The sequence below is a fragment of the Bacillus sp. ME78 genome, assembly GCF_903970865.1.
Taxonomy (GTDB): domain Bacteria; phylum Bacillota; class Bacilli; order Bacillales; family Bacillaceae_G; genus Bacillus_A; species Bacillus_A cereus.
The window spans coordinates 139095-161060 of the sequence record NZ_CAJCKK010000001.1 but is presented as its reverse complement, the minus strand read 5'-3'; the positions used below and the strand labels follow the sequence as shown (position 1 = coordinate 161060).

Sequence of the window (21966 nt, the reverse complement as noted above, 5' to 3'; positions counted from 1 at the left end):
TTCACTTAATGTTTCAATTTAAAAAGGAGGAATTTTCACATGTCAACAATCGAAACAAAACTAGCACAAATCGGCAATCGCAGTGAAACTACAACTGGAACGGTTAATCCACCAGTTTATTTCTCAACCGCTTATCGTCATGAAGGAATTGGTAAATCTACTGGCTTTGACTATTCACGAACTGGCAATCCAACTCGAGGTCTTTTAGAACAGGCAATCGCAGACTTAGAATATGGCGAACAAGGTTATGCCTGTAGTTCAGGGATGGCGGCTGTTCTCCTCGTCCTTTCTCTATTCCGCTCTGGAGACGAACTTATTGTATCTGAAGATTTATACGGTGGAACGTATCGATTATTTTCTGAACATGAAAAAAAGTGGAATGTTCGATGTAGATACGTAAATACACAGTCTATTAAACAAATTGAGCAAGCTATCACAACTGAAACGAAGGCTATTTTCATAGAAACTCCAACTAATCCATTAATGCAAGTTACTGATATTGCTGCTGTCGCAACTGTAGCGAAAAGGCACGGACTACTTCTTATTATAGACAACACATTCTACACACCTTATATACAGCAACCATTAACAGAAGGTGCTGACATTGTACTTCACAGCGCAACGAAATATTTAGGGGGACATAACGATGTACTAAGCGGACTTGTCGTTGCAAAAGGAAAGGAACTTTGTGAAGAAATCGCTCATTATCATAATGCATCAGGTGCAGTTTTAAGCCCATTTGACTCATGGTTATTAATTCGCGGTATGAAAACGTTAGCGCTTCGCATGAGACAGCATGAAGAAAATGCGAAAGCAGTTGTTGCATATTTAAATGATGAAGACGGGGTGACAGATGTATTTTATCCTGGAAGAGGCGGCATGATTTCATTTCGCCTTAAAGATGAAGCTTGGATTAATCCATTCTTACAATCTTTATCCTTAATTACATTTGCCGAAAGTCTTGGTGGTGTAGAAAGTTTAATGACTTATCCAGCAACGCAAACACATGCTGATATTCCTGAAGAAATTAGAACAGCAAACGGTGTATGTAATCGTCTTCTTCGATTCTCCGTTGGCATTGAAAATAGTAACGATTTAATTCAAGACTTAAAGCAAGCCATTAAACTTGTAAAAGAAGGTGTAAGAATATGAGTTATTCTATAGATACACTCTTACTACACAACCAATATAAACATGACTCGCAAACAGGAGCTGTGAACGTTCCTATCTATAACACATCAACTTTTCACCAGTTTGATGTAGATACGTTCGGAAAATATGACTATAGCAGGTCAGGAAATCCAACTCGTGAAGCTCTTGAAGATATCATTGCTTTATTAGAAGGTGGAACAAAGGGATTCGCCTTTGCATCAGGCATTGCAGCGATTTCCACTGCATTCCTCCTTCTTTCACAAGGTGATCACGTACTCATTTCAGAAGATGTATACGGAGGCACTTACCGAGTGATAACTGAGGTACTCTCCCGTTACGGTGTTTCACATACATTTGTTGATATGACCAATTTAGAAGAAATAAAACAAAGCATTAAACCAAATACAAAGCTCTTTTATGTAGAAACACCTTCTAATCCACTTTTAAAGGTGACAGATATTCGCGAGATTTCTAAACTTGCAAAATCTATTGGGGCTCTTACTTTTGTTGATAATACATTTTTGACACCACTATTCCAAAAACCACTTGAACTTGGAGCTGATGTTGTTCTTCATAGTGCCACAAAATTTATTGCTGGGCATAGTGATGTTACTGCCGGATTAGCAGTAGTAAAAGATGCAGAACTCGCTCAAAAGCTTGGATTTTTACAAAATGCATTCGGCGCTATTTTAGGACCTCAAGATTGTTCTCTCGTACTTCGCGGTCTAAAAACATTACATGTACGCCTCGAGCATTCAGCTAAAAATGCCAATAAAATTGCACATTATTTACAAGAGCACGCTAAAGTACAAAATGTCTATTATCCGGGATTACAAACACATCTCGGATTTGATATTCAACAATCTCAAGCAACATCAGCTGGAGCAGTCTTATCATTTACTTTGCAGTCAGAAGATGCACTCCGCCAATTTTTATCAAAAGTAAAATTACCTGTTTTTGCAGTTAGTTTAGGAGCTGTAGAGTCAATTCTTTCTTATCCAGCAAAAATGTCACATGCAGCACTGTCGCAAGAAGCTCGTGATGAAAGAGGAATCTCTAATTCATTACTTCGGTTATCAGTCGGTCTTGAAAATGTTAACGATTTAATATCCGATTTTGAAAATGCCCTTTCTTATGTAGAAGAACCTGTAAATGCATAGAGAAAAAAGAAGATATGAGAATAGGTTTTCATATCTTCTTTTTATGCGATTTAGTTATAGTCATTTGAAATTTTTCTTATAGTCCATAAAAAATAAAAGTATATCATCTATTTCTAAATAATGGGTTAATTGATATATTAAGAAATAAAAAAGGGGTAAAAATAATGGATACTTGTGCAGATATTTTAATCGTTATCGATTTACAAAATGGCGTATGTTATGGCGGAGAGCATTTATTTGATTTACAGAACTTACTAACAAAAGTAAATAAAAGAATTTCTTCATACAGAAAATTAAATAAACCAATCCTTTTTGTTCAACATTGTGATGATGATTTAGTACCCGAGAAAGAACTTTGGGCTATTCATACCGATCTTGATGTTCAAAAACAAGATTTTTTTGTAAGAAAAACACATGCAAATTCATTTTATAAAACAAACTTAAAAGAAATTTTAGATCAATTATCTGTAAATCGCATTGAATTTTGCGGTGCCCAAACAGAGTACTGTATGGATGCTACGATTAAGTTTGCCCACGGACTGGGATACGAAAACTTTATGGTACAGAAAACAACCTCTACGTTGAATAATCCTTTTATGTCCGCAAAAGAGACAATTGATTTTTACGAGAACATATGGAATCACAGATTTTTAACGTTGCTAAAAGATGAATTTTAGAATAAATGACTAATGACTTGATTATCCTAAGATTTATCAGCCGTAATCAAATATTTTATGATCACCATAAAGAAGCGAATTACATTCAGCTTCTTTTCTTTTAACCTGTTTTATATTCTATATATATCATTATAATTCCTTTGTCATATTATTTTAAAAATTTTGTATATTCATTTGAAAGAATAAGAAAATCATGATAAAATTGTGTTACAAATATATCTATATCTTTCAATTTTTAAAACGCATCGAAATTTTCACCCAAAAATGTCATTTTACAAAAACGTGCTAATTTACCTATTTTATTTACATCATGGTCTCTTTTCTTACAATTTCTTTACTTTAGGACTTTTTTTCTGCAACAACTATTTTCTTTTCTTTAAATTTTTGGTATGTATAGTATGGTATAATAGCTCACACGGAGGTGGAAAAGAACATGTTAGAAACCTTTCAAAAAGAATTAGAACTATATGAAAGTAATGCAGAATTATTAAAAGTGCTGGCTCATCCTGTTCGTTTATGTATCGTAAAAGGATTAATTGAGCGCGGTCCAAGCAACGTTTCTACAATGTACACTGGCTTAAACATGCCACAATCTACAATTTCACAGCATTTAGCAAAATTAAAAAGCGCTAAAATCGTTTCTAGTGAAAGAAAAGGATTAGAAATTTATTACAAAGTAGAGAACGAAACAATAATTCAACTCGTTCGCGTATTATTAGGTTAGGGACTAATAATCGAAGAAAAAGAACGTATTCTATATTTTTTATCTCATATCTTTAATATAAATATATATCATGAGAGGAAATATATAATACTACATAAGTCGTATTAAAAAACAAGACACAGTATATACTGTGTCTTGTTTTTTATATTGTTACATACCGCTCCAAATGTAAATGTTGCATATCTTTTGTATGTATAACAACATCAAACGCACTCCCTACTCCTCCATTCAAAATCATAGAACGAACTGCTCGATTTTGTTTTTGCGTTTCAGAAAAAGGATTCATATCTTGATGGCTCGTAAGCTGTTCTAATATCCCTGCAGCTAACAAGAACTCAGATTGTTTCTTATGCCATACTGCACTCATTCCTTGCAGACTAAACATCTCCTTTAGCTCGTCCCAATGAATATGAGTAGTAAGATCCATTTCACCTGGATGCGCTAGTGGGTTACGTATTAGCTTATGCTGATAATAACCTCGCAAACTTCCTTCACGGTGTGCTGGATGCATCCATTCTTCTTTTGTGTATCCGTAATCAACTGTAATACATATACCTTTTTGAAACCATTTCGCAATTTCTTTTACATACTCCTCCATCACAAGTGGTACTTCAAAACGTTGCCCTTCAGCAATATGAATATTATATTTCAATAAATATCGACCAATTCTTTTATCTAACGGCCTACATACTTCTGAAAGGTTTCCTTCCTCTGTATATGTAATACGCACTTCATACAACATACCATTTCTTTTCTCAATTATTTCAACAGGAAATGCATCAAACAACTCATTCGAAAAGAGAATTCCCTCAAAAGAATCTCCCATTTCACTATAGGAGGTATAGTACGATACATTAGAAAATGAGCCAAGTTGCTCCTGCTGTAATTTCCTATGAAAAGGGCTCACTTCAATCATTGAATAGTTTAAATCAATAAAGGTTTTTGGAGATAATTGCTTCCATTCTTGTAAAACATCATAGGCAAACTTTCCAGTTCCCCCACCAACCTCACAAATATTCGAAGCAACTTCACCACTTTCAACAAGACGAATAAAAAATTTAGCAAAAGTTTTTGCAAAAACAGAGGATACATTGCTACTTGTAAAAAAATCCCCTTGTCTTCCAATCTTTTCACGTTCTTTCATATAATATCCATGACCTTCTGTATACAATACAAGGTTCATATACGTACTATATGAAATTGAATAATCCTTTTCTTTCCTCATCCATTCTCTTAAAATGAGCTCCATTCCCATAATGATTCCTTATTGTAAAAACGGATTATTTTCTTTTTCAAAACCAATGCTTGTTTCTGGACCATGTCCACATAACACCGCTGTCTCATCTGGTAATACAAATAATTTCTCTTCAATACTTCCAATTAATTCAGCAAAACTTCCACCAGGCAAATCTGTTCTTCCAATGCTCATTTGGAACAATACATCTCCTGAGAATACAGCATTTGCCTCTTTACTATAATAAGAAATACTTCCTGGAGAATGTCCTGGCGTCTCAAAAATTTCAAAATTAAATGATCCAATTGTTAATGTACCTTCTGCATCAATAATATGATCCGCTGGTTTTGCTGTAATACTGCGGTTCATCATAAAAATTTGAGAGCCGTTTACAGTTGCATCTCCTAACCAATCTGCTTCTTCTTTATGTACGTATACAGGAATATGAAAAGCGTCTCTTACCGCATCAACAGCACCGATATGATCAAAGTGAGCATGCGTTAATAAAACAGCCAATGGTTTTAATTGTTCTTCTTGTAAATATGTAACGAGCTTTTCACCTTCGTGACCGGGGTCAAAGATAATGCACTCTTTTTGATCATTCATTAAAATATAAGCATTTGTTTGTAATGGGCCTAACGGCATTTGTATCCATTTCATATGAAAATCTCCTCCAGTTATTAAACTTACTTTTAATGATACAACATTTCTTTCTCTTAGGAAAAGAAAGGATGCTATCTCGACAATCATTTTTAAAACATGTACAATATAAAAGAGTAAATATTCCAAAAACTCATAATAAGAAATGGGTAGACAGAGGAGGATATTGCATGGGCCTTGTTATTATTTTTACACTTGTCACTCTGTTAGCTGTATTTGCTACGCTTAGAACACTTCGTGAAAAAAACTTTTTCGCGAGCGGCTTTGCAATTGCAACTGTACTCGTTTTCGGATGGTTTACGATCATGACTGTTCTATATAACGGGTATCCACCAGCAGCTTAATTCGTTTACACTTTATTCTTCATCGAGATTTCACACAAAAAGAGGAAGGGTTCCCCTTCCTCTTTTCATATTTCAAAACTTATATCATCTTCGCTTCGTATTTGTGCTTTTTTACAAGCCAAGCTCCTCCGATAACACCTGCATCATTACCAAGTGTTGCAATAGCTAACTTCGTGCTCTTTACAGCACGTGAGAAAGCGTATTGCTCGAAATAGCGTTGAATTGGTTCTAATAGCGCATCTCCAGCTTTAGACACGCCTCCACCAATAACAATTTTCTCTGGATTCAACGTACTAGATAGGTTCGCTACAGCTAACCCTAAATAAGAAGCTACTTTTTCTACTACTTCGCCTGCTAATTCATCACCTTGTCCAAGTGCTTCAAAGACATCTTTTGATGTAATACGTCCTTCTTCAGCTAACATAGAACGCAACATGCTTTCTTTATTAGTCTCTTGTATTTTTTGCATAGCAACACGTACAATACCTGTCGCAGATGCTACTGTTTCTAAGCAACCAGACTTCCCGCAATTACATGGGAAAGCATTTTCTGTAACTACTGTAATATGTCCAATCTCACCAGCAGCACCACTCACGCCGTGTACAATCTCACCATTGGCGATTACACCACCACCAACGCCCGTACCAAGTGTCATGCAGATTAAATCTTTTGCACCTTCACCAGCACCTTTCCACATTTCACCAAGCGCTGCTAAGTTTGCATCATTATCAATAACAACAGGTAATCCTGTTTCTACTTCTAATAAATCTTTTAGCGGATAGTTTTTCCACCCTAAATTAACCGCTTCATAAATCATTCCAGATGCCACATGTACAGGGCCAGGAGCTCCCATACCAATACCAATTAACTTGCTCTTCAATTCGCCTAATTCTTCTAGCTTTTTATCAATTGCTTTCGCAACATCAAGTGTAATATGTTTTCCTTGCTCACCTGTATTTGTAGGGATTTCCCACTTATGTAAAATTTCGCCGTATACATTAATAAATGCTAATTTAATCGTTGTACCACCAAGGTCAACACCAACTAACCATTTCTCTTCCATGTTGCTTACCTACCTTTATCTAATTCTTATTTAGCTCTTTTTGAATTTCTTGCTTCAATAAAAATAAAGCTGTTTGATAGTCTTGTGGATCGATTAGCTGTGATTGATTTAATTCACGCAATTCATCTTGCATTAATTGTAAATCTGCAATTCGATCTCCCGTATAAATAATCGTACCAAATTTCTTTAGCAATTGCTGAATATCATAAATAGATACCATTTCATCACCCTCTATGCTCACTTACTATAAAAATTATAATAAGAAAACGTTCACATATTTTATTATAATCAAGAAGAAAAAGTCTCGTCAATTTTTATTTGTCTATACAAGCTCATTTATAAGCATTGTTCCTTTTTCTGTAATAATTTTTTCTATATTTTTATCAAATGGCTCTACCGGAATGTGTTTTACCATTTGAAAATCATATGCTAATGATAGCGTTTTCCCTTTATAATGCACGAGATAACGATCATAATAGCCCCCGCCGTATCCAATCCGTTCTCCTCGCTCTGTATAAGCTACGCCTGGCACAATTTGAAGATCAATGTCATCCGCACTGACTTCTTCCGTAAGTCCCGGAATCGGTTCACGTAAATTCATATACACCGTTTCTAATTGATCAAAATCACTAATTTTCCGGAAGGACATCGTTCTTTTTCCTTTATTACACTTAGGAACTACAACTTTCTTCCCTTCTTCCCAAGCTTTTTCGATAATAGGATATGTATTCACTTCATTTTCCATTGAAAGAGTAATTCCAATTGTTTTAGCTTCAACCCACTCTTTTTGCGCATACAACGAAAATGCAATCTGTTCTGATAAAGTTGTATATTGTTCTTCTGATAAAGAATTCATGTGTTCTATTATTTGTTTACGCAAACGCACTTTCTCTTCTTTCACACATTCTCCTCCTTACAGTGACACTTTACTCTATGATGATAGTGTATCACTTTTAACATAGGAATCGAATAAAAAAAGAAACAGTAGGAAAATATTCCTACTGCTTACTTTGTTTCACGGTGTAACGTAGACTTCTTGTCACGCTTGCAATACTTTTTAAGCTCGATACGCTCAGCGTTGTTACGTTTATTTTTCTTTGAGATATAGTTACGATCTCCGCATTCTGTACATGCTAGAGTAATATTCACACGCATTCTTATTTCCCTCCAGTACTAATAACTTAAATCAGACTATACTATAATACCACTTTTAAAATAAAAATTCTACACCTTTTGATATTGTCTAATTTTTTCTATAAGATTTTTCATGTTTTCCCTTGCTATTACTGGGTTTCTAGCATGTGAATACACTAAAAATTTTGGTTGTTTTGTGTCAGAAACGATATAAGACCACTCTTTTTCAGTATATTTGAACTGTACTCCTTCAAATATACCTTCTCCCTTCCTTTCAATATCATCCAATAATTTCCTCATAATTTTCCCTTTTTCATTCCATGAACATACCACTTCATCATAAAGTAAATAGAGCGGAGGTGATTGCTCTACTATGCTGAGAAACGTTTTTCCTTGCAATGCTATTAGCTCAAATAATTTTCCAATTCGATATAAAATATCTCGCTTCCACCTTACTTGAAACGACTTCCTTTCATCCTGCGTATAAAACAGAAGATAACATTCTCCTAATTTCAAAGACATTGGGTAAATATTTCCTGTAGATTCGAGTAAGAAATCTGGAATAGCTACCTCTTCCAAATCTGTACCCTGGTAAATATTACTATGTTTATCGTATAACTCGAAATGATTTCCTTGCTCAGAAAACATAAGAGCCATATTCGCTTTACTTGATTTCATCAAAGCTTTCACATGATCTTTTTGTTCGCTTGCATAAATCCATGTAACTGTACAACCAAGTCTTTGTAGAAAGAGCATAAGTAAATGTTGCAACGTATCATTTCTCTTATTAATAAGAAGATGAAACTTCTGCATCTGTATTTTCTCGATATCAATATGCCCCAATATAACTTCTATATACTCATTCATAGAAACATGAACCAGCTTATTTCGCCCCATCTCTTTCTCATGCACGTAATAAAATAATTCGGACATATATACTTGTTCTATCTCTTTTTGCTGCTTATACGTTAACGGCATGCCAGCTTGACCATACAACTTTATAACAATCTCATTCTCATTCTCCACTTGAATGAAAACCCCACCTGCACATTGCAAATGATGAACACTATATTGAAAAAGTGACTCGTTCATTTCTTTGCATTCCATCGTATGAATCCCTATACCATGAATAGCATGTAAAAATAAATTTTTATAAGAGGTTGTTTCTATATTTTCTTGACTTCCAATTAATATACTTTCTCCTTTTGTAAAAAGAGAGCCATACGCCATCGCAATCTTCACGATAAACTGGGGAGTAATTTCAACATTCCCTCTTCCTACAATGCGGCTTTTTTGTAACCACCCTGCACTCATTTCACTCTCTTGAATACCAGCCGCTCCTACTATCGAATGACTATCAATCGCCTTATAAGGCCATAGTTTTCCTTTTTGCTTAATTATCGTACTTCTCCCGATATGACAGTGATCCGCTACAATGCTTTTTTGAAACAGTGTAACGTCATCTTCAACTATTGTACGCTCTCCTATTGTCGTTTCTAATAGTTCACAATACTTTCCAATATGGGCATTTGCAAAAACAATACTTTTTTGAAGATGAGAATAATTTGAAACGATACTATTTTTTCCAATAATAGAATATGGCTCAATTACAGCTCCTGTACCAATCTTTGCTCCTTCTCCAATGAAAGAGGGGCCATGAATTTTTGTCCCTTTCCCAATCGTCACCCCTTCTCCCATCCATACCATCGGTAATACTTCCGTATAAGGAATAGGTACTTGTAACTTTTTCGTTAACAAATCAAATTGTGCTTGTCGATATTGATTAAATGTGCCGATATCTAACCAATAACCTTCTGACAAATATGCGAATAACACATTTTTGTTTGCCAATAACGGAAACACATCATGACTGAAATCAAAAAATTGTCTAGGCGGTATGTAAGAAAAGATTTCTGGCTCCATAATATATATGCCTGTATTCACAACATTAGATACTACCTCATTCCAGCCCGGCTTTTCTATATATCGTGTAACCTCCTGGTCTTTATTCATTACAACCAATCCAAATGAGAGTGGATTTTCTACTTCTTTCACAAACATTGTTACCATTCTTCTCTTTTGTTCATGAAACCTAATTCCTTCTGATAATTGAAAGTCAGTTAATGCATCCCCGCTTATTACAACAAATGTTTCATCTAAAAATTGTTCTGCTTGTTTAATACTCCCTGCTGTACCAAGCGGAGGAGAGTCTTCAAAATAATACAAGTTAACTCCCCATTTACTACCATCACCAAAATATCGCTTAATCGTCGTACTCATATATTGAACAGTAATTGCAATTTCACGAATACCATGCTGGCGTAATAACTCAATATTGTATTCTAAAACTGGTTTTTCTAATAATGGTAACATCGGCTTTGGAGTATTACATGTTAATGGTCTAAGGCGTCTTCCTTTTCCTCCAGCTAAAATAACCCCCTTCATATACTTCAGCCTCCACTTATATAATGTTCAGTAGCTCCATATACCATATGTATATTCTCTATCCCACATGAACTAGCAGCATAAACTTGATTAGTTAAACGAATCCTCATTTAAAAGACCCTATAATTAAATTTCCCACCTATAAAAACGTACGTTTAAAACGACAAGAAAGCGCTTACTATTAATTGATAAATAATACTTATTAACGAACAACATATATACTAATTTTCCCATTACATTATGATACATCTTATCATCATAAACTAAAGGAAACAACGAGCTTTTTTTGTCATGTTTTGACTAAAAAAAGCAGGTGATTTCTCATCACCTACTTTCATTCCTACTCATTCAATAAATAATGCTTTCCTTTTACTAAATAAAATACATTTTCAGCAATATTTGTAATATGGTCTGCTACACGCTCAATATATCTCGCCACAAATGATAATTGTGTAATTTGCGTAATTGCTTCTGGTTGTTCCGGAACTGAAGATATAAACTCACGAATTGCTTTTCCATATATTTCATCAACGGAATCATCCATTTCAGCAATTTGTTTCGCGAAAGTTAAATTTTCTTGTTCATATGCTTCTAACGCTAAATGCAACATCTTATTTGCAACCGCAAACATTTCATCCAGGTTGTGCAAACTAACAGCCACTTCTTTTTCCCCAAGACGAATTGTAGCCTTTGCAATATTAACAGCATGATCTGCAATACGCTCTAAATCTGTCGCTGTTTTAATTGAAATAAAGATTTTTCTTAAGTCACTTGCTACAGGTTGCTGCTTTGTAATGAGCATAAGCGCAAGATCGTTTATTTCCTCTTCTAAATTATCCATACGGTAATCACCATCAATGACCTCTAACGCTTTCTCTACATCCCTTGTATGCAGACCTTCCATAGCAATCAATAAAGCCGCATTCGCTAATTCGCCAAGCTCAATCACCTTTTGCTGTAACACTTTTAAATCACCTTGAAACTGTTCTCTTACCATTTTTTCTTCCCCCTCAATATTATGTGCCATTATATACAAAGTGAAACTTTAATCACCCCTCATCAATCGGGCTTTTACAGGCCGCCCGCCCACCTAACTTCTTTGCTTTTGCTGAATTTTGAGGTGGGGTCTTACTGCCCGCAAATAGCGGGATAAATCTCCTACATAACCTCTTACGCTTGTAATAAACCTTAAGATAAAGAGAAGGTATTACTTCCCTATTAAAGTGAGATAAAAATAAGAAATGCCCTCTGTTAAGAGGGCATTTTCTCTTAGCTTTGCAACGATATCAACCAAAGCGACCTGTAATATAATCTTCTGTACGCTTATCTGAAGGCGTCGTAAATAATTTGTTTGTATCTGTATACTCCACAACTTCCCCGCTTAAGAAGAAAGCGGTTTTGTCTGAAATACGCGCTGCTTGTTGCATATTATGCGTTACGATAACAATACTAAAGTCTTTTTTTAACTCTTGAATTAATTCTTCTACTTTTAATGTTGAAATTGGATCTAGTGCCGATGTTGGCTCATCCATTAAAATAACGTCTGGCTCAATAGCTAAGCAACGTGCGATACATAGACGCTGTTGCTGTCCACCAGATAAACCGTATGCATTATCGTGCAAACGATCTTTTAACTCATCCCAAATCGCTGCTCCGCGTAAACTTTTCTCAACAATTTCATCTAATGTCTTTTTGTCACGAATACCATGGATTTTTGGACCGTATGCTACATTCTCATAAATAGATTTTGGAAATGGATTTGGCTTTTGGAACACCATTCCTACGTGCGTTCTTAATTCTTCAACTGGATATGATTTATCAAATATATTGCGTTCTCTATATTCAATTACACCTGTAGTTCGAACGATCGGTACTAACTCTACCATGCGATTTAACGTTTTTAAGTACGTTGATTTACCACAGCCACTTGGACCGATAATTGCTGTAACTTCATTCTCATGAATACTTAAATTAATATCTTTTAAAGCATGGTCTTCCCCATACCATAAATTTAAGTTTTTCGTATCAAATACTACTTTCTTTGGCGCAGTCTCGATTTTCTCTTCGTTTTTCACCTGTACATTTACTACTGTTGCTACCATTTGAATTCCCCTTTCATCCACTTCCAACTTATTTTCGATTTCGTAACCATAAAACAAATATATTGATAAATAGCAACAAACCTAACAAAACAATCATCCCAGCTGCTGCTACATACTGAAATTCTTCTTGTGGCCTACTCATCCAATTAAAAATTTGAATTGGTAAAACTGTAAATCTATCAAACATACTAAATGGAACATAATTTGCAAACGCAAGTGCCCCAATAACTAATAGTGGTGCTGCTTCTCCAATTGCTCTTGATATCGCTAACGTACAGCCCGTTATAATCCCCGGGAAAGCATATGGCAATACAATTTGATACATCGTTTGCCACTTCGTAGCACCTAATCCGTAAGAACCCTCTAATAATGCACTTGGTACTGATCGGATTGCTTCTTGACTCGCCACAACAACTGTTGGTAAGACGAGTAAACTCATCGTCAGTGCTGCTGCAACTATACTCTCTCCTAAATGAAGAGCATATACAAAAATAGTTAAACCAAGCAATCCAAATACAACGGATGGTACTCCTGCTAACGTTTGATTATTAATCTCTACTATTTTTTTAAATAGAGATTCCTTCGCATATTGCTCTAAATAAAGAGCTGTTCCAACTCCAAATATAAAAGAAACAGGTATAACAATACTCATAAATAATATTGTCCCTGACAAAGCTGCAGCAATACCAGCTTCTTTCGGATTACGCGAAGCGAAATTTGTAAAGAAATCTATTGAAAGATAGCTTATACCTTTTTCAACAATTTGAAACAGTAACACAAACAAAATTACGATTGAAAATAAAATTGCTATATAAAATAACAATTTGTAAATTCGATCTTTTAAAAAGCGTGATGCCATGTTTTTTTGTATTTTTTTATGATTCAACATCCGCATATTATGTCATCCTCCTAAAACGGCGCATAATTGACTGCGAAATGATGTTCATAATAAAAGTAAACAAAAATAATGTTGCACCTACAGCATACATGCTGTAATACGTAATCGTTCCATGCGGAGCATCACCTAAACTTACTTGCACAATATAGGCTGTTAACGTTTGAATAGAATGTGTCGGATCAAGCGATACATTTGGTGTGGATCCTGCCGCAATTACAACAATCATCGTTTCACCAATTGCACGCGAAGCCGCTAATATAATTGCTGCCATAATCCCTGTAAAAGCGGACGGAAACACCACTTGTTTTACCATTTCAAACCGCGTCGCTCCGAGTGCTAATGAAGCTTCTTTCGTCCCTTTCGCCACAGCTCTCATCGCGTCTTCAGATAGAGATGCAACTGTAGGCATCATCATAAATCCGATAACGATTCCTGGGCTAATCGCATTAAAAAACTGTAAATCTGGTATAATCCTTTGTAAAAGCGGCGTAAAAATTGTTAATGCAAAAAAACCATATACAATTGTCGGGATACCTGCTAATAGCTCTAACATCGGCTTTAATATTTTCCGTGCACTATTTGAAGCATATTCGCTTAAAAATACGGCACACGCTAAACCGATAGGAATTGCTACAAACATAGCGATTGCTGTTACAAGGAACGTTCCACATATAAGTGGTAATATACCGAATTTAGGATTTTCAAAAAACGGTAACCATTCTTTCTCCGTCAAAAAGGAGTACAATGATATTTTTTGAAAAAACATGATTGTTTCATTAGAGAGCGTAAAAACAATTCCAAGTGTCGTAACAATAGAAACGCTAGCAATTATTTTTAGTAACAAAGGCATTATTCGATTGATTCGCTGCGTTTTTTTTCTTTGTTTTGTATTTCTTTCAATCAAATGTTGTACAGAAAATGTAATTTGACTTTTGTCATTATGAGCCAAAGATGAAAACCCCTTTCCACCCTGACATTACCTTATTATTTCTGTTAACATACGCAGCTGTTCATTGTATTTTTCTTTTCGTAATTTTACATACCCGACCTCTTCAGCGAGGTTACCAACATGCTGAATCATAAACTCAACATAGTTTGCTACATTCATTTTATTTCGGATAGATGCATTATTCACATAAGTAAGTAGCGGCCTAGATAACGGCTTATACTTCCCTGACTGAATGGTCTCTTTCGTCGGAAATACACCATTCACTTTTATTGCTTTCACCTTATCTCGATTAGCCATATAATAAGCATATCCTACAAAAGCAATGGCATGTTTATCATTCATTACCCCTTGCATAATAACTTGATCATCTTCAGACAAAGAGACTTTTTTTACAATGCGATGATTTTGTAAGATGACATTTTGAAAATAATCATAAGTACCAGAGTCTACGCCTGGTGCATAAAACTTCACTTGTTCACGTGGCCATGTTGAATGAATTTGTGACCATCGCTTCTCTCTTCCATCTTCACTCCACAGTAAACGTAACTCGTCTACTGACATATCGTCTACCCATGTATTGTTCCGATTCACAACAATTGTAAGACCATCGTTAGCGACCTCAAAAGGTGTGAACTGAATAGAGTTTTTCTTCATCTCATTTTTCTCGACTTGTTTCATTACTCTCGAAGCATTATTTATATCTACTTCTCCTTTACTGAAACGATTAAATCCTCCTCCAGTTCCAGAAACACTGATGGAAATTTTCACGTCTGGATGCACCTTTGTATATTCCTCCGCTACTGCTTCTATAATAGGAAAAACCGTTGAGGATCCATCAACTCTCACTTCTCCCATATCATTTAAAGCAAATGCAGTAGACATTTCAAAACAGAGGAACCATATCGATAGTACGAAAATTATAATCGGTGTACGCATCCATTTCACGTGTTCTTCCTCCTAGAAGTAACCGGAAATAACAGGATTACAGATATAAGAATACTGCTAAACTATTAATTCGGTTTTAATTGTTTGTAAAAGTTTTGTAAAGTTCCACAAAAATCAACATACGATAAAGTGAAACTTTAATCAGCCCTCACCAATCGGGCTTTTACGGACAGCCCGACCCCCCACCTAACTTCTTTGCTTTCGCTGAATTTTGAGATGGGAGTCTTACTGCCCGTTAATAGCGGGATACAATTTTAATCGGTAGTAGTTATTCATTTTCTCTGATAATTCCCCTATAAAACAGTTATCCCATATCTCATCATATACAAGTATTATTTATAAGGCCGCGTGTTTTCCCAATATTGTATACTTGTCCACATTTATTACACGATATGCATAAACCATAAAAAAAAGCACACTATCTTTTCAGATAGTGTGCTTTTTTAAAATTTTTTTATTCATCATCTTGATCTTTATTTTTATTGTTTTTGTCATCTTTTGGAGCTTCACCATTTACTTCTTGGTTTTTCAAATCAAAGTAAGCGTCCATAATTTCACGACCAATATATCCATTAATACCAGTCTTATCATCATGTACCCATGGAACAACAACAGAGAATGCTACTTCTGGATCTTCAAGTGGCGCATAACCTACTAATGTTAAGTTATATGTCTCCACACGTTCACCGTTTGCTTTTCTACCAATCTCTTTATCTCCGCCATACACAGTTTGCGCGGTACCTGTCTTCCCTGCCGCTTTATATTTTGCACCTGTAAAGTATTTTGTAGCTGTACCACCTGAATCATTATACACTTGTCTAAATCCTTCTTGAACACGTTTAATTTGTGATTCTGGCATATCAATACGATTTAATACTTTCGGTTCCATAGATTGAACAACTTTCCCAACTTCATCTGGTTTCACTGCCGGTTGACGAATTTCTTTTACAACTTGTGGTTGCATACGATATCCACCATTGGCAATCGTCGAAATATATTGCGCTAATTGAAGCGGTGTATACGTATCATACTGTCCAATTGATAAATCTAGTAAGAAACCTGGTTGACTACCTCTCCCCATCTGACCAGCAGATTCATTCGGTAAATCAATTCCTGTTTTTACACCAAGTCCAAACTGTCCGAAATAATAACGCATCGTATCAAATGCTTTTTGAGGTATATCTAACGTACCACCTCTCACATATGGAACACCAGCGATATTCATCGCTGTTTTAAACATATAAACGTTAGAAGACATTTTTAAAGCTGTAAGGTCATTAATATATCCCATCGTTTTCCAAGATGACTTCGTAGGTGTACCTTTTAATTTAATTGGTTCATCCAATTGTACTGAACCTGGTTGAATCGCACCAGTTTGATATCCAGTAAGTACTGTTGCACCTTTTACAGTTGACCCCATCGGATAAGAACTTGTCATGGTACCTAATGCAAAGTCATTTACTTTCGTTTGACCATCTTCGTTAACTAATTGTTTCCCAGCCATAGATAAAACTTCACCATTTTTTGGGTTCATCATTACAACGAATGCGCGATCTAAAAGAGGTTCGCTTCCTTTAAATCTCATTAAATTCTTCGTAAGAATATCCTCCACGCGCTTTTGTAATTCCATATCAATCGTTAAATTCAGGTCATTACCACTTTGTCCTTTTGATACATTAATCGTTTCTAAAATATTACCGTTTTTATCTGTAACATTTCTAACTTCTGCTTTCGTACCGTGCAGACTATCTTCATACTGTTGTTCAAGATAACTTTTTCCTACTCGGTCATTTCGATTATAATCACGAACAAGATAGTAATCTAGTCTTTCTCTTGGTAAACCTTCGTCAGAAGTTGTTACACCACCAAGTACACTTCGGAACAAATCACCATCATATGCATATTTTCGTTCCCAATCAACACTTGTATCTACTCCCGGCAATTGTGCTAAATTTTCACTAATAATCGCATATTCTTCATCTGTTGCATTTTTCTTAAGAACTTGAGGTGTCATTGCATATCCGCCATCCATCTTACTCTTAATCGCTAGTATTTCTAGATCTTTTGCGGATAATTGATTAATCTCTTCTTCTGTTACACGACTGCGCTGACGCTCGTCTAATTCTTTATCATCAATTTTTTTATCTTTAAACTCTTGACGATCTTTATTCGTAATTTTTTCTTTAGCTTCCTCTTTATGCATAGCAAGCCAATAATCTTTTTTATCGCGATCTGTTAATTTATCTGTCGGTACTTCAATCAAATCTGCTAGCTTTTTCGCTGTTTCTAAGCGATCCTCTGCAGTTGATCCTTTCATTTTTGTAAATGTAATAGTACGAATGGCTGCATTATCTACTACAGGTCGCCCATAACGGTCAAATATTTTCCCACGCGGTACAGGATTACTTATCGTTGAGTTTTCTTTCTTCTCCACTTCATTCTTATATTCTTCACCGCGAACAATTTGTACATATCCGAGCCTTACAATAACCGCGGAGAACATTAAAAACACGCAGAAAAACAGCACGTTTAACCGAAAAGGAACGTGGGTCTTTTTCTTATTTTGCTTCTGCTTCTTGCTCATACAAACCCCCTCTACCAACAGCTATGTAATGTGAAAGGGACACCTTCATACAGGTGTCCTCACTGCTGTCTTACATCTTTTTCTATTCTAGCATAAAACAAACGAGAAGTTAACCTTCTGGTTCAGTTTGGTTTTGCGCGTTTCCTTGCGTTACAACACTTGTTTTACTCGCATTTCCCTCATCATATTTGACATTTTTAACTGCAAAATAAATAAGAAAATGTCCAGCACCTAAAATACATAATAAGTAAGGTAAACTTTTTTCAGGTGGAAAGAATAGTACAGCACATAAAAAACTTAAAATGGAACAGATTCTTCCGGCGTTTAACCACAGCTCCCGAACAACGACATATTCCACACGCCATTCTCTCGCATTTTTCGCTCTACCAATTACGTCATATGTCATTGATCCATACGGAACAAGTAAAATAGGATATGCAATCGCAATACATGCCGCATAAATAAGTAATTTCGTGTATGTAACATTGAAAATAACTAAAAAGACGACAGCATATAAAATAATGCCTCCAAGTAAAATTGCTTTTTTTCGCCACTCCTTCTTTAACATACGAGCAACTAAGTAATAACATACAAAGGATACAGCAGAGTTCACTAAACTATATTTCCCTAATGCGAACTCACTATTAGTTGCTAAATAAACATATACTGAAATGACAAAAATAAACGTTCCTTCTCTCAATCCTTGGAAAAAATGAGCTCGTGTAATCTTTCCCCAGTTTTTATCAATCCGTCGTTCTTTCAATACTTGCACGATTTCATAACGCCCTTCACATTCTCTTTTAGATAAAAAGAAGCTTAAGACGACAGCAATTGCAAATAGAACTAATGAAAGAAAGAATATAACAGTATAGCCACTCCATTTCTCCATACGTGAAATTGTGTATCCTGCTGCTATTGGTCCGATCATCCCAGAGAAGGATGTAAGAAGTCCAAGAAACCCATTAAAGAAATCTCTTGTTTCTGGTTCTGTAATTTCAAATGTCAATAAGTTAAAAGCCAACCAGTAAAAACCGTATCCTACTCCTAAAAGAGCCCCCATTAATAAAATATACTGAGAAGCACTTTTCCCCGCTACTAAGACAACAATAAAAAAAATTGCGAGCGTTCCTACTCCTATTCGTAATAAAATCGAGCGATCGATACGTTTCGCTAATTTTCCCCCTACAAGAAATGTGAGAGGCTGTAATATAACGCTGGCCAAATTATACAATCCAAGATTCACATAATTTTGTGTTTGTTTCCATAAATAAATATTTACAAACGTATTCGATAAAGAAATTGCGAGCGTGTATAAACCTCCTATAAGGAGCAATAACACTAAATCCCGATTCACTTCAACGTCACCAATTATATGTTTCCACTTCATACACAACTCTCCTTTACTTCATGTTCTAGTCTTCCAAAGACAAGCTCAATTATGTAAAAGGAAAGCATAGAAAAAAGCTAGGGGTTCTCCCCTAGCTTTTTTCTATATTTATTACACTTATTTTGCTTCTTGGTAACGTTTTTCAGCAGCGTTCCAATCTACAACGTTCCAGAATGCACCGATGTAGTCTGGACGACGGTTTTGGTAGTTTAAGTAGTAAGCATGCTCCCAAACATCTAAACCGATAACTGGCGTTTTACCTTCAGTTAAAGGAGAATCTTGGTTTGGAGTGCTTGTTACTTCTAGCTCACCATTGTTTACTACTAACCAAGCCCAACCAGAACCGAAGCGAGTTGCGCCAGCTTTTGCGAATTCTTCTTTGAATGCATCGAAGCTACCGAATTTTGCTTCAATTGCAGTTGCAAGTTCACCTACAGGTTGTCCTCCGCCGTTTGGAGATAGGATTGTCCAGAAGAATGTATGGTTAGCATGTCCGCCACCATTGTTACGTACTGCTGTACGGATTGCTTCTGGTACTTCGTTTAAGTTTGTAACTAATTCTTCTACGCTTTTGTCAGCTAATTCTGCATGACCTTCTAAAGCAGCGTTTAAGTTTGTAATGTACGTGTTGTGATGTTTTGTATGATGGATGTTCATTGTTTCTTTGTCAAAGTGAGGCTCTAAAGCATCATACGCATAAGGTAAATTTGGTAATTCGTGTTTTGCCATTGTTATATTCCTCCCAGTTTATGTATTGCCACTTAAGTGACATACAACTTCATTCTACCCTAATTGCCATAGGGTGCAAACAAATAAATCACATTGTCTTGCTATCATTAAAGTAGCAAAATTCCCACTTCTTTTCAATTAAAATGCTCATATATTCCGTAAAAAAAGCTTCCTTCTACAAGGAAGCTTCCTGCTAACATAATAAACATGCGAAATGGATATGGACCCTGTAGGACTCGAACCTACGACCGGACGGTTATGAGCCGTCTGCTCTAACCAGCTGAGCTAAGGGTCCACAATTATGTATGTAACAACATATCAAATAAAGGAATTCCTATCGGATATGCCCTTTAAGAAATGTAAGATAAATTTACCATATAGAAAAGAAAAGTGTCAATTGTATTTTTCTTATTTAAAAGAAGAAAGTTAATAAAAAGAAATTTAGTTATCTCCACTATATGTAAATATAATATATCTTGAGATTCTCTAGATTCCTACGTTACAATGATTTTATACATACATAAAGGAAGTGAATCTATGTCCATATTTACCCAATTCGTAAAAAGCATATACTCGCCTAAAGATATGGCGCTATTCCGTTTTCAAAAAATCGGTAAAACCATTTTGTATATTATGCTACTTTGCTTAATTACTACTATTCCAAGAACTTTTTTGTACGGTAGTTTTATCCAAGATGGTGTAGGCATGGTAAATCAAGTCATCGATAAAGATTTACCTGATTTTAAAATTGAAAATGGCGAACTAAAAGCCGATATTGATCAGCCTATTGAAAAAGAAGAAGGAAATGCACTTTTCGTATTTGATCCAAATTCAACAGACCTAGAAAAATATCAAAATAAAACAGGTTTATTTGTTTTAAAAGATAAAGTAGTCTCTATGGGAAATGGTCAAACACAAACGTATTCTTATAACGATTTGTTAGGTGCATCTATTGAGAAAAAAGATCTACAAGAATTTATTTCTTTATTCGATAATATTTATCCAATTTTATTATTTGTTATTGGATTCTTAGTGTACCTATTCCAATTATTCATCACTTTTGTAGGCGTGACTTTACTTGCGTTCATCGGTTCTGCTATGAGCGGTCAACGTAAACTATCCTATAAACAAGTTTGGACACTAACTGCATACAGCTACACAATCCCAACCATTTTCTTCATGATTATGGATTTATTCAAAATCGTCGTACCTGGGGCAACATTCATTTATATCGCTGTTGTTTTAATCGTTCTATACTTAACGATTAAAGAGGTACCCCAACCGAAGGAAAAATAAAAAAATGCCTAAATAGGCATTTTTTTTTTGGACAAGCATATATTCCTAGCAAAGGAGTGAAGAATATGAAGAGGTTAGGTATATTCCTATTCGTGCTTGTTCTCGGTTATATATTTTATTACGATATAAAAATCGGTACTTTACCGATGTTAAGTTCATATAAAAAAACAACTGCTGCCCAAACGATTAAAAAAGAAAACACAGACAGCCAACAAAATAAAGAGAATAAAACAGAAAAAGAAACGGATACATCTTATAAAACAATTGAAGTAAAAACTGGCGAGACAGTTCTTTCTATTACAGAACAAATTAACAAGAAAAAAATTCCTTCCATAGAAAAAGTCATTGACGACTTTAAACAATTAAACAAAAGTACATCTGCTACAAAAATACAAATTGGAAAGTCTTATAAATTCCCGTTATATCAATAAGCCATCACTTAATCCTTGTCAATTACATAAAGGCGCTGATACAATAGTAAAA

General features: G+C 35.3%; 22 protein-coding genes and 1 tRNA gene. 7 read left to right on the top strand and 16 right to left on the bottom strand.

What is annotated here, in order from left to right; all coding sequences use genetic code 11:
* Window positions 1-39: 39 nt before the first annotated feature.
* The 4 genes from metI to H6481_RS00835 all read left to right on the top strand — a co-directional run bounded on the left by metI (window position 40) and on the right by H6481_RS00835 (window position 3713).
* The gene (gene metI, locus H6481_RS00850; protein ID WP_182810931.1) at window positions 40-1152 is read left to right on the top strand and encodes a cystathionine gamma-synthase/O-acetylhomoserine thiolyase; all 1113 of its coding nucleotides are present in this window, start codon (window positions 40-42) and stop codon (window positions 1150-1152) included.
* On the top strand, window positions 1149-2312 hold the full coding sequence (metC, locus tag H6481_RS00845) for a cystathionine beta-lyase (protein WP_063548642.1): 1164 nt from the start codon (window positions 1149-1151) through the stop codon (window positions 2310-2312). The genes metI and metC overlap by 4 nt, the downstream gene beginning before the upstream one ends.
* A gap of 164 nt (window positions 2313-2476) precedes the next feature.
* Window positions 2477-2989 (top strand): cysteine hydrolase family protein, encoded by a 513-nt coding sequence (locus H6481_RS00840; RefSeq protein WP_182810929.1) that lies wholly within the window; start codon window positions 2477-2479, stop codon window positions 2987-2989.
* Window positions 2990-3422: 433 nt separating this feature from the next.
* Window positions 3423-3713: a metalloregulator ArsR/SmtB family transcription factor gene (locus tag H6481_RS00835; RefSeq protein ID WP_000894377.1), complete on the top strand. Its 291-nt coding sequence runs from the start codon at window positions 3423-3425 to the stop codon at window positions 3711-3713.
* A gap of 142 nt (window positions 3714-3855) precedes the next feature.
* Here H6481_RS00835 and H6481_RS00830 read toward each other — a convergent pair whose 3' ends face one another.
* A complete protein-coding gene (locus H6481_RS00830) occupies window positions 3856-4968 on the bottom strand; it encodes an SAM-dependent methyltransferase (protein WP_063548644.1) in 1113 nt (370 codons plus the stop codon).
* Window positions 4969-4977: 9 nt separating this feature from the next.
* On the bottom strand, window positions 4978-5607 hold the full coding sequence (locus H6481_RS00825) for an MBL fold metallo-hydrolase (RefSeq protein ID WP_000871225.1): 630 nt from the start codon (window positions 5605-5607) through the stop codon (window positions 4978-4980).
* A gap of 170 nt (window positions 5608-5777) precedes the next feature.
* Here H6481_RS00825 and H6481_RS00820 point away from each other — a divergent pair, with 170 nt between their 5' ends.
* Window positions 5778-5951, top strand: coding sequence for a DUF2759 domain-containing protein (locus H6481_RS00820; RefSeq protein ID WP_000524852.1), 174 nt, complete (start codon window positions 5778-5780; stop codon window positions 5949-5951).
* Window positions 5952-6030: 79 nt separating this feature from the next.
* Here the strand turns inward: H6481_RS00820 and glcK are convergent, their stop codons facing one another.
* From glcK to H6481_RS00750, 14 genes are all read right to left on the bottom strand, one after another.
* Window positions 6031-7014: a glucokinase gene (glcK, locus tag H6481_RS00815; RefSeq protein ID WP_000391701.1), complete on the bottom strand. Its 984-nt coding sequence runs from the start codon at window positions 7012-7014 to the stop codon at window positions 6031-6033.
* 19 nt (window positions 7015-7033) lie between these two features.
* Window positions 7034-7234 carry a YqgQ family protein gene (locus H6481_RS00810; protein ID WP_000253699.1) on the bottom strand — a complete coding sequence of 67 codons (201 nt, stop codon included), beginning with the start codon at window positions 7232-7234 and terminating at the stop codon, window positions 7034-7036.
* 102 nt (window positions 7235-7336) lie between these two features.
* Window positions 7337-7915, bottom strand: coding sequence for a 5-formyltetrahydrofolate cyclo-ligase (locus H6481_RS00805; RefSeq protein ID WP_182810927.1), 579 nt, complete (start codon window positions 7913-7915; stop codon window positions 7337-7339).
* 104 nt (window positions 7916-8019) lie between these two features.
* Window positions 8020-8169: a 50S ribosomal protein L33 gene (gene rpmG, locus H6481_RS00800; RefSeq protein WP_001265616.1), complete on the bottom strand. Its 150-nt coding sequence runs from the start codon at window positions 8167-8169 to the stop codon at window positions 8020-8022.
* 69 nt (window positions 8170-8238) lie between these two features.
* Window positions 8239-10593, bottom strand: a complete 2355-nt coding sequence (locus H6481_RS00795) for a sugar phosphate nucleotidyltransferase (protein WP_097961873.1) — start codon at window positions 10591-10593, stop codon at window positions 8239-8241.
* 340 nt (window positions 10594-10933) lie between these two features.
* Window positions 10934-11590: a phosphate signaling complex protein PhoU gene (phoU, locus tag H6481_RS00790; RefSeq protein WP_182810925.1), complete on the bottom strand. Its 657-nt coding sequence runs from the start codon at window positions 11588-11590 to the stop codon at window positions 10934-10936.
* Window positions 11591-11879: 289 nt separating this feature from the next.
* The gene (pstB, locus tag H6481_RS00785; protein WP_000226681.1) at window positions 11880-12695 is read right to left on the bottom strand and encodes a phosphate ABC transporter ATP-binding protein; all 816 of its coding nucleotides are present in this window, start codon (window positions 12693-12695) and stop codon (window positions 11880-11882) included.
* A 28-nt stretch (window positions 12696-12723) separates the two neighbouring features.
* The gene (gene pstA, locus H6481_RS00780) at window positions 12724-13590 is read right to left on the bottom strand and encodes a phosphate ABC transporter permease PstA (RefSeq protein WP_029443309.1); all 867 of its coding nucleotides are present in this window, start codon (window positions 13588-13590) and stop codon (window positions 12724-12726) included.
* A gap of 1 nt (window position 13591) precedes the next feature.
* A complete protein-coding gene (pstC, locus tag H6481_RS00775; protein ID WP_182810923.1) occupies window positions 13592-14542 on the bottom strand; it encodes a phosphate ABC transporter permease subunit PstC in 951 nt (316 codons plus the stop codon).
* A gap of 27 nt (window positions 14543-14569) precedes the next feature.
* Window positions 14570-15487: a PstS family phosphate ABC transporter substrate-binding protein gene (locus H6481_RS00770; protein ID WP_157417553.1), complete on the bottom strand. Its 918-nt coding sequence runs from the start codon at window positions 15485-15487 to the stop codon at window positions 14570-14572.
* Between the two features lie 454 nt (window positions 15488-15941).
* Complete coding sequence (locus H6481_RS00765) at window positions 15942-18071, bottom strand: penicillin-binding protein 2 (RefSeq protein WP_157417551.1); 2130 nt, start codon at window positions 18069-18071, stop codon at window positions 15942-15944.
* Between the two features lie 109 nt (window positions 18072-18180).
* The gene (locus H6481_RS00760; RefSeq protein ID WP_023523062.1) at window positions 18181-19458 is read right to left on the bottom strand and encodes an MFS transporter; all 1278 of its coding nucleotides are present in this window, start codon (window positions 19456-19458) and stop codon (window positions 18181-18183) included.
* Window positions 19459-19575: 117 nt separating this feature from the next.
* On the bottom strand, window positions 19576-20187 hold the full coding sequence (gene sodA / locus H6481_RS00755) for a superoxide dismutase [Mn] (RefSeq protein ID WP_001052036.1): 612 nt from the start codon (window positions 20185-20187) through the stop codon (window positions 19576-19578).
* A gap of 221 nt (window positions 20188-20408) precedes the next feature.
* Window positions 20409-20482 (bottom strand) — tRNA-Ile (locus H6481_RS00750).
* A gap of 242 nt (window positions 20483-20724) precedes the next feature.
* Between H6481_RS00750 and yqgB the strand changes: the two genes are divergently transcribed.
* Together yqgB and yqfZ are read left to right on the top strand one after the other, a co-directional pair.
* The gene (yqgB, locus tag H6481_RS00745) at window positions 20725-21483 is read left to right on the top strand and encodes a protein YqgB (RefSeq protein WP_000021893.1); all 759 of its coding nucleotides are present in this window, start codon (window positions 20725-20727) and stop codon (window positions 21481-21483) included.
* Window positions 21484-21548: 65 nt separating this feature from the next.
* Entirely contained in the window at window positions 21549-21914 is a 366-nt protein-coding gene (gene yqfZ / locus H6481_RS00740) for a protein YqfZ (protein WP_000825415.1), read from the top strand.
* Window positions 21915-21966 lie beyond the last annotated feature (52 nt).

Excerpts from the sequence above, each read along its gene's own strand:
- metI (WP_182810931.1), top strand. The coding sequence starts at position 40 with ATGTCAACAATCGAAACAAAACTAGCACAAATCGGCAATCGCAGTGAA.
- metC (WP_063548642.1), top strand. The coding sequence starts at position 1,149 with ATGAGTTATTCTATAGATACACTCTTACTACACAACCAATATAAACAT.
- H6481_RS00840 (WP_182810929.1), top strand. The coding sequence starts at position 2,477 with ATGGATACTTGTGCAGATATTTTAATCGTTATCGATTTACAAAATGGC.
- H6481_RS00835 (WP_000894377.1), top strand. The coding sequence starts at position 3,423 with ATGTTAGAAACCTTTCAAAAAGAATTAGAACTATATGAAAGTAATGCA.
- H6481_RS00830 (WP_063548644.1), bottom strand. The coding sequence starts at position 4,968 with ATGGGAATGGAGCTCATTTTAAGAGAATGGATGAGGAAAGAAAAGGAT.
- H6481_RS00825 (WP_000871225.1), bottom strand. The coding sequence starts at position 5,607 with ATGAAATGGATACAAATGCCGTTAGGCCCATTACAAACAAATGCTTAT.
- H6481_RS00820 (WP_000524852.1), top strand. The coding sequence starts at position 5,778 with ATGGGCCTTGTTATTATTTTTACACTTGTCACTCTGTTAGCTGTATTT.
- glcK (WP_000391701.1), bottom strand. The coding sequence starts at position 7,014 with ATGGAAGAGAAATGGTTAGTTGGTGTTGACCTTGGTGGTACAACGATT.
- H6481_RS00810 (WP_000253699.1), bottom strand. The coding sequence starts at position 7,234 with ATGGTATCTATTTATGATATTCAGCAATTGCTAAAGAAATTTGGTACG.
- rpmG (WP_001265616.1), bottom strand. The coding sequence starts at position 8,169 with ATGCGTGTGAATATTACTCTAGCATGTACAGAATGCGGAGATCGTAAC.
- H6481_RS00795 (WP_097961873.1), bottom strand. The coding sequence starts at position 10,593 with ATGAAGGGGGTTATTTTAGCTGGAGGAAAAGGAAGACGCCTTAGACCA.
- phoU (WP_182810925.1), bottom strand. The coding sequence starts at position 11,590 with ATGGTAAGAGAACAGTTTCAAGGTGATTTAAAAGTGTTACAGCAAAAG.
- pstB (WP_000226681.1), bottom strand. The coding sequence starts at position 12,695 with ATGGTAGCAACAGTAGTAAATGTACAGGTGAAAAACGAAGAGAAAATC.
- pstA (WP_029443309.1), bottom strand. The coding sequence starts at position 13,590 with ATGCGGATGTTGAATCATAAAAAAATACAAAAAAACATGGCATCACGC.
- H6481_RS00765 (WP_157417551.1), bottom strand. The coding sequence starts at position 18,071 with ATGAGCAAGAAGCAGAAGCAAAATAAGAAAAAGACCCACGTTCCTTTT.
- H6481_RS00760 (WP_023523062.1), bottom strand. The coding sequence starts at position 19,458 with ATGAAGTGGAAACATATAATTGGTGACGTTGAAGTGAATCGGGATTTA.
- sodA (WP_001052036.1), bottom strand. The coding sequence starts at position 20,187 with ATGGCAAAACACGAATTACCAAATTTACCTTATGCGTATGATGCTTTA.
- yqgB (WP_000021893.1), top strand. The coding sequence starts at position 20,725 with ATGTCCATATTTACCCAATTCGTAAAAAGCATATACTCGCCTAAAGAT.
- yqfZ (WP_000825415.1), top strand. The coding sequence starts at position 21,549 with ATGAAGAGGTTAGGTATATTCCTATTCGTGCTTGTTCTCGGTTATATA.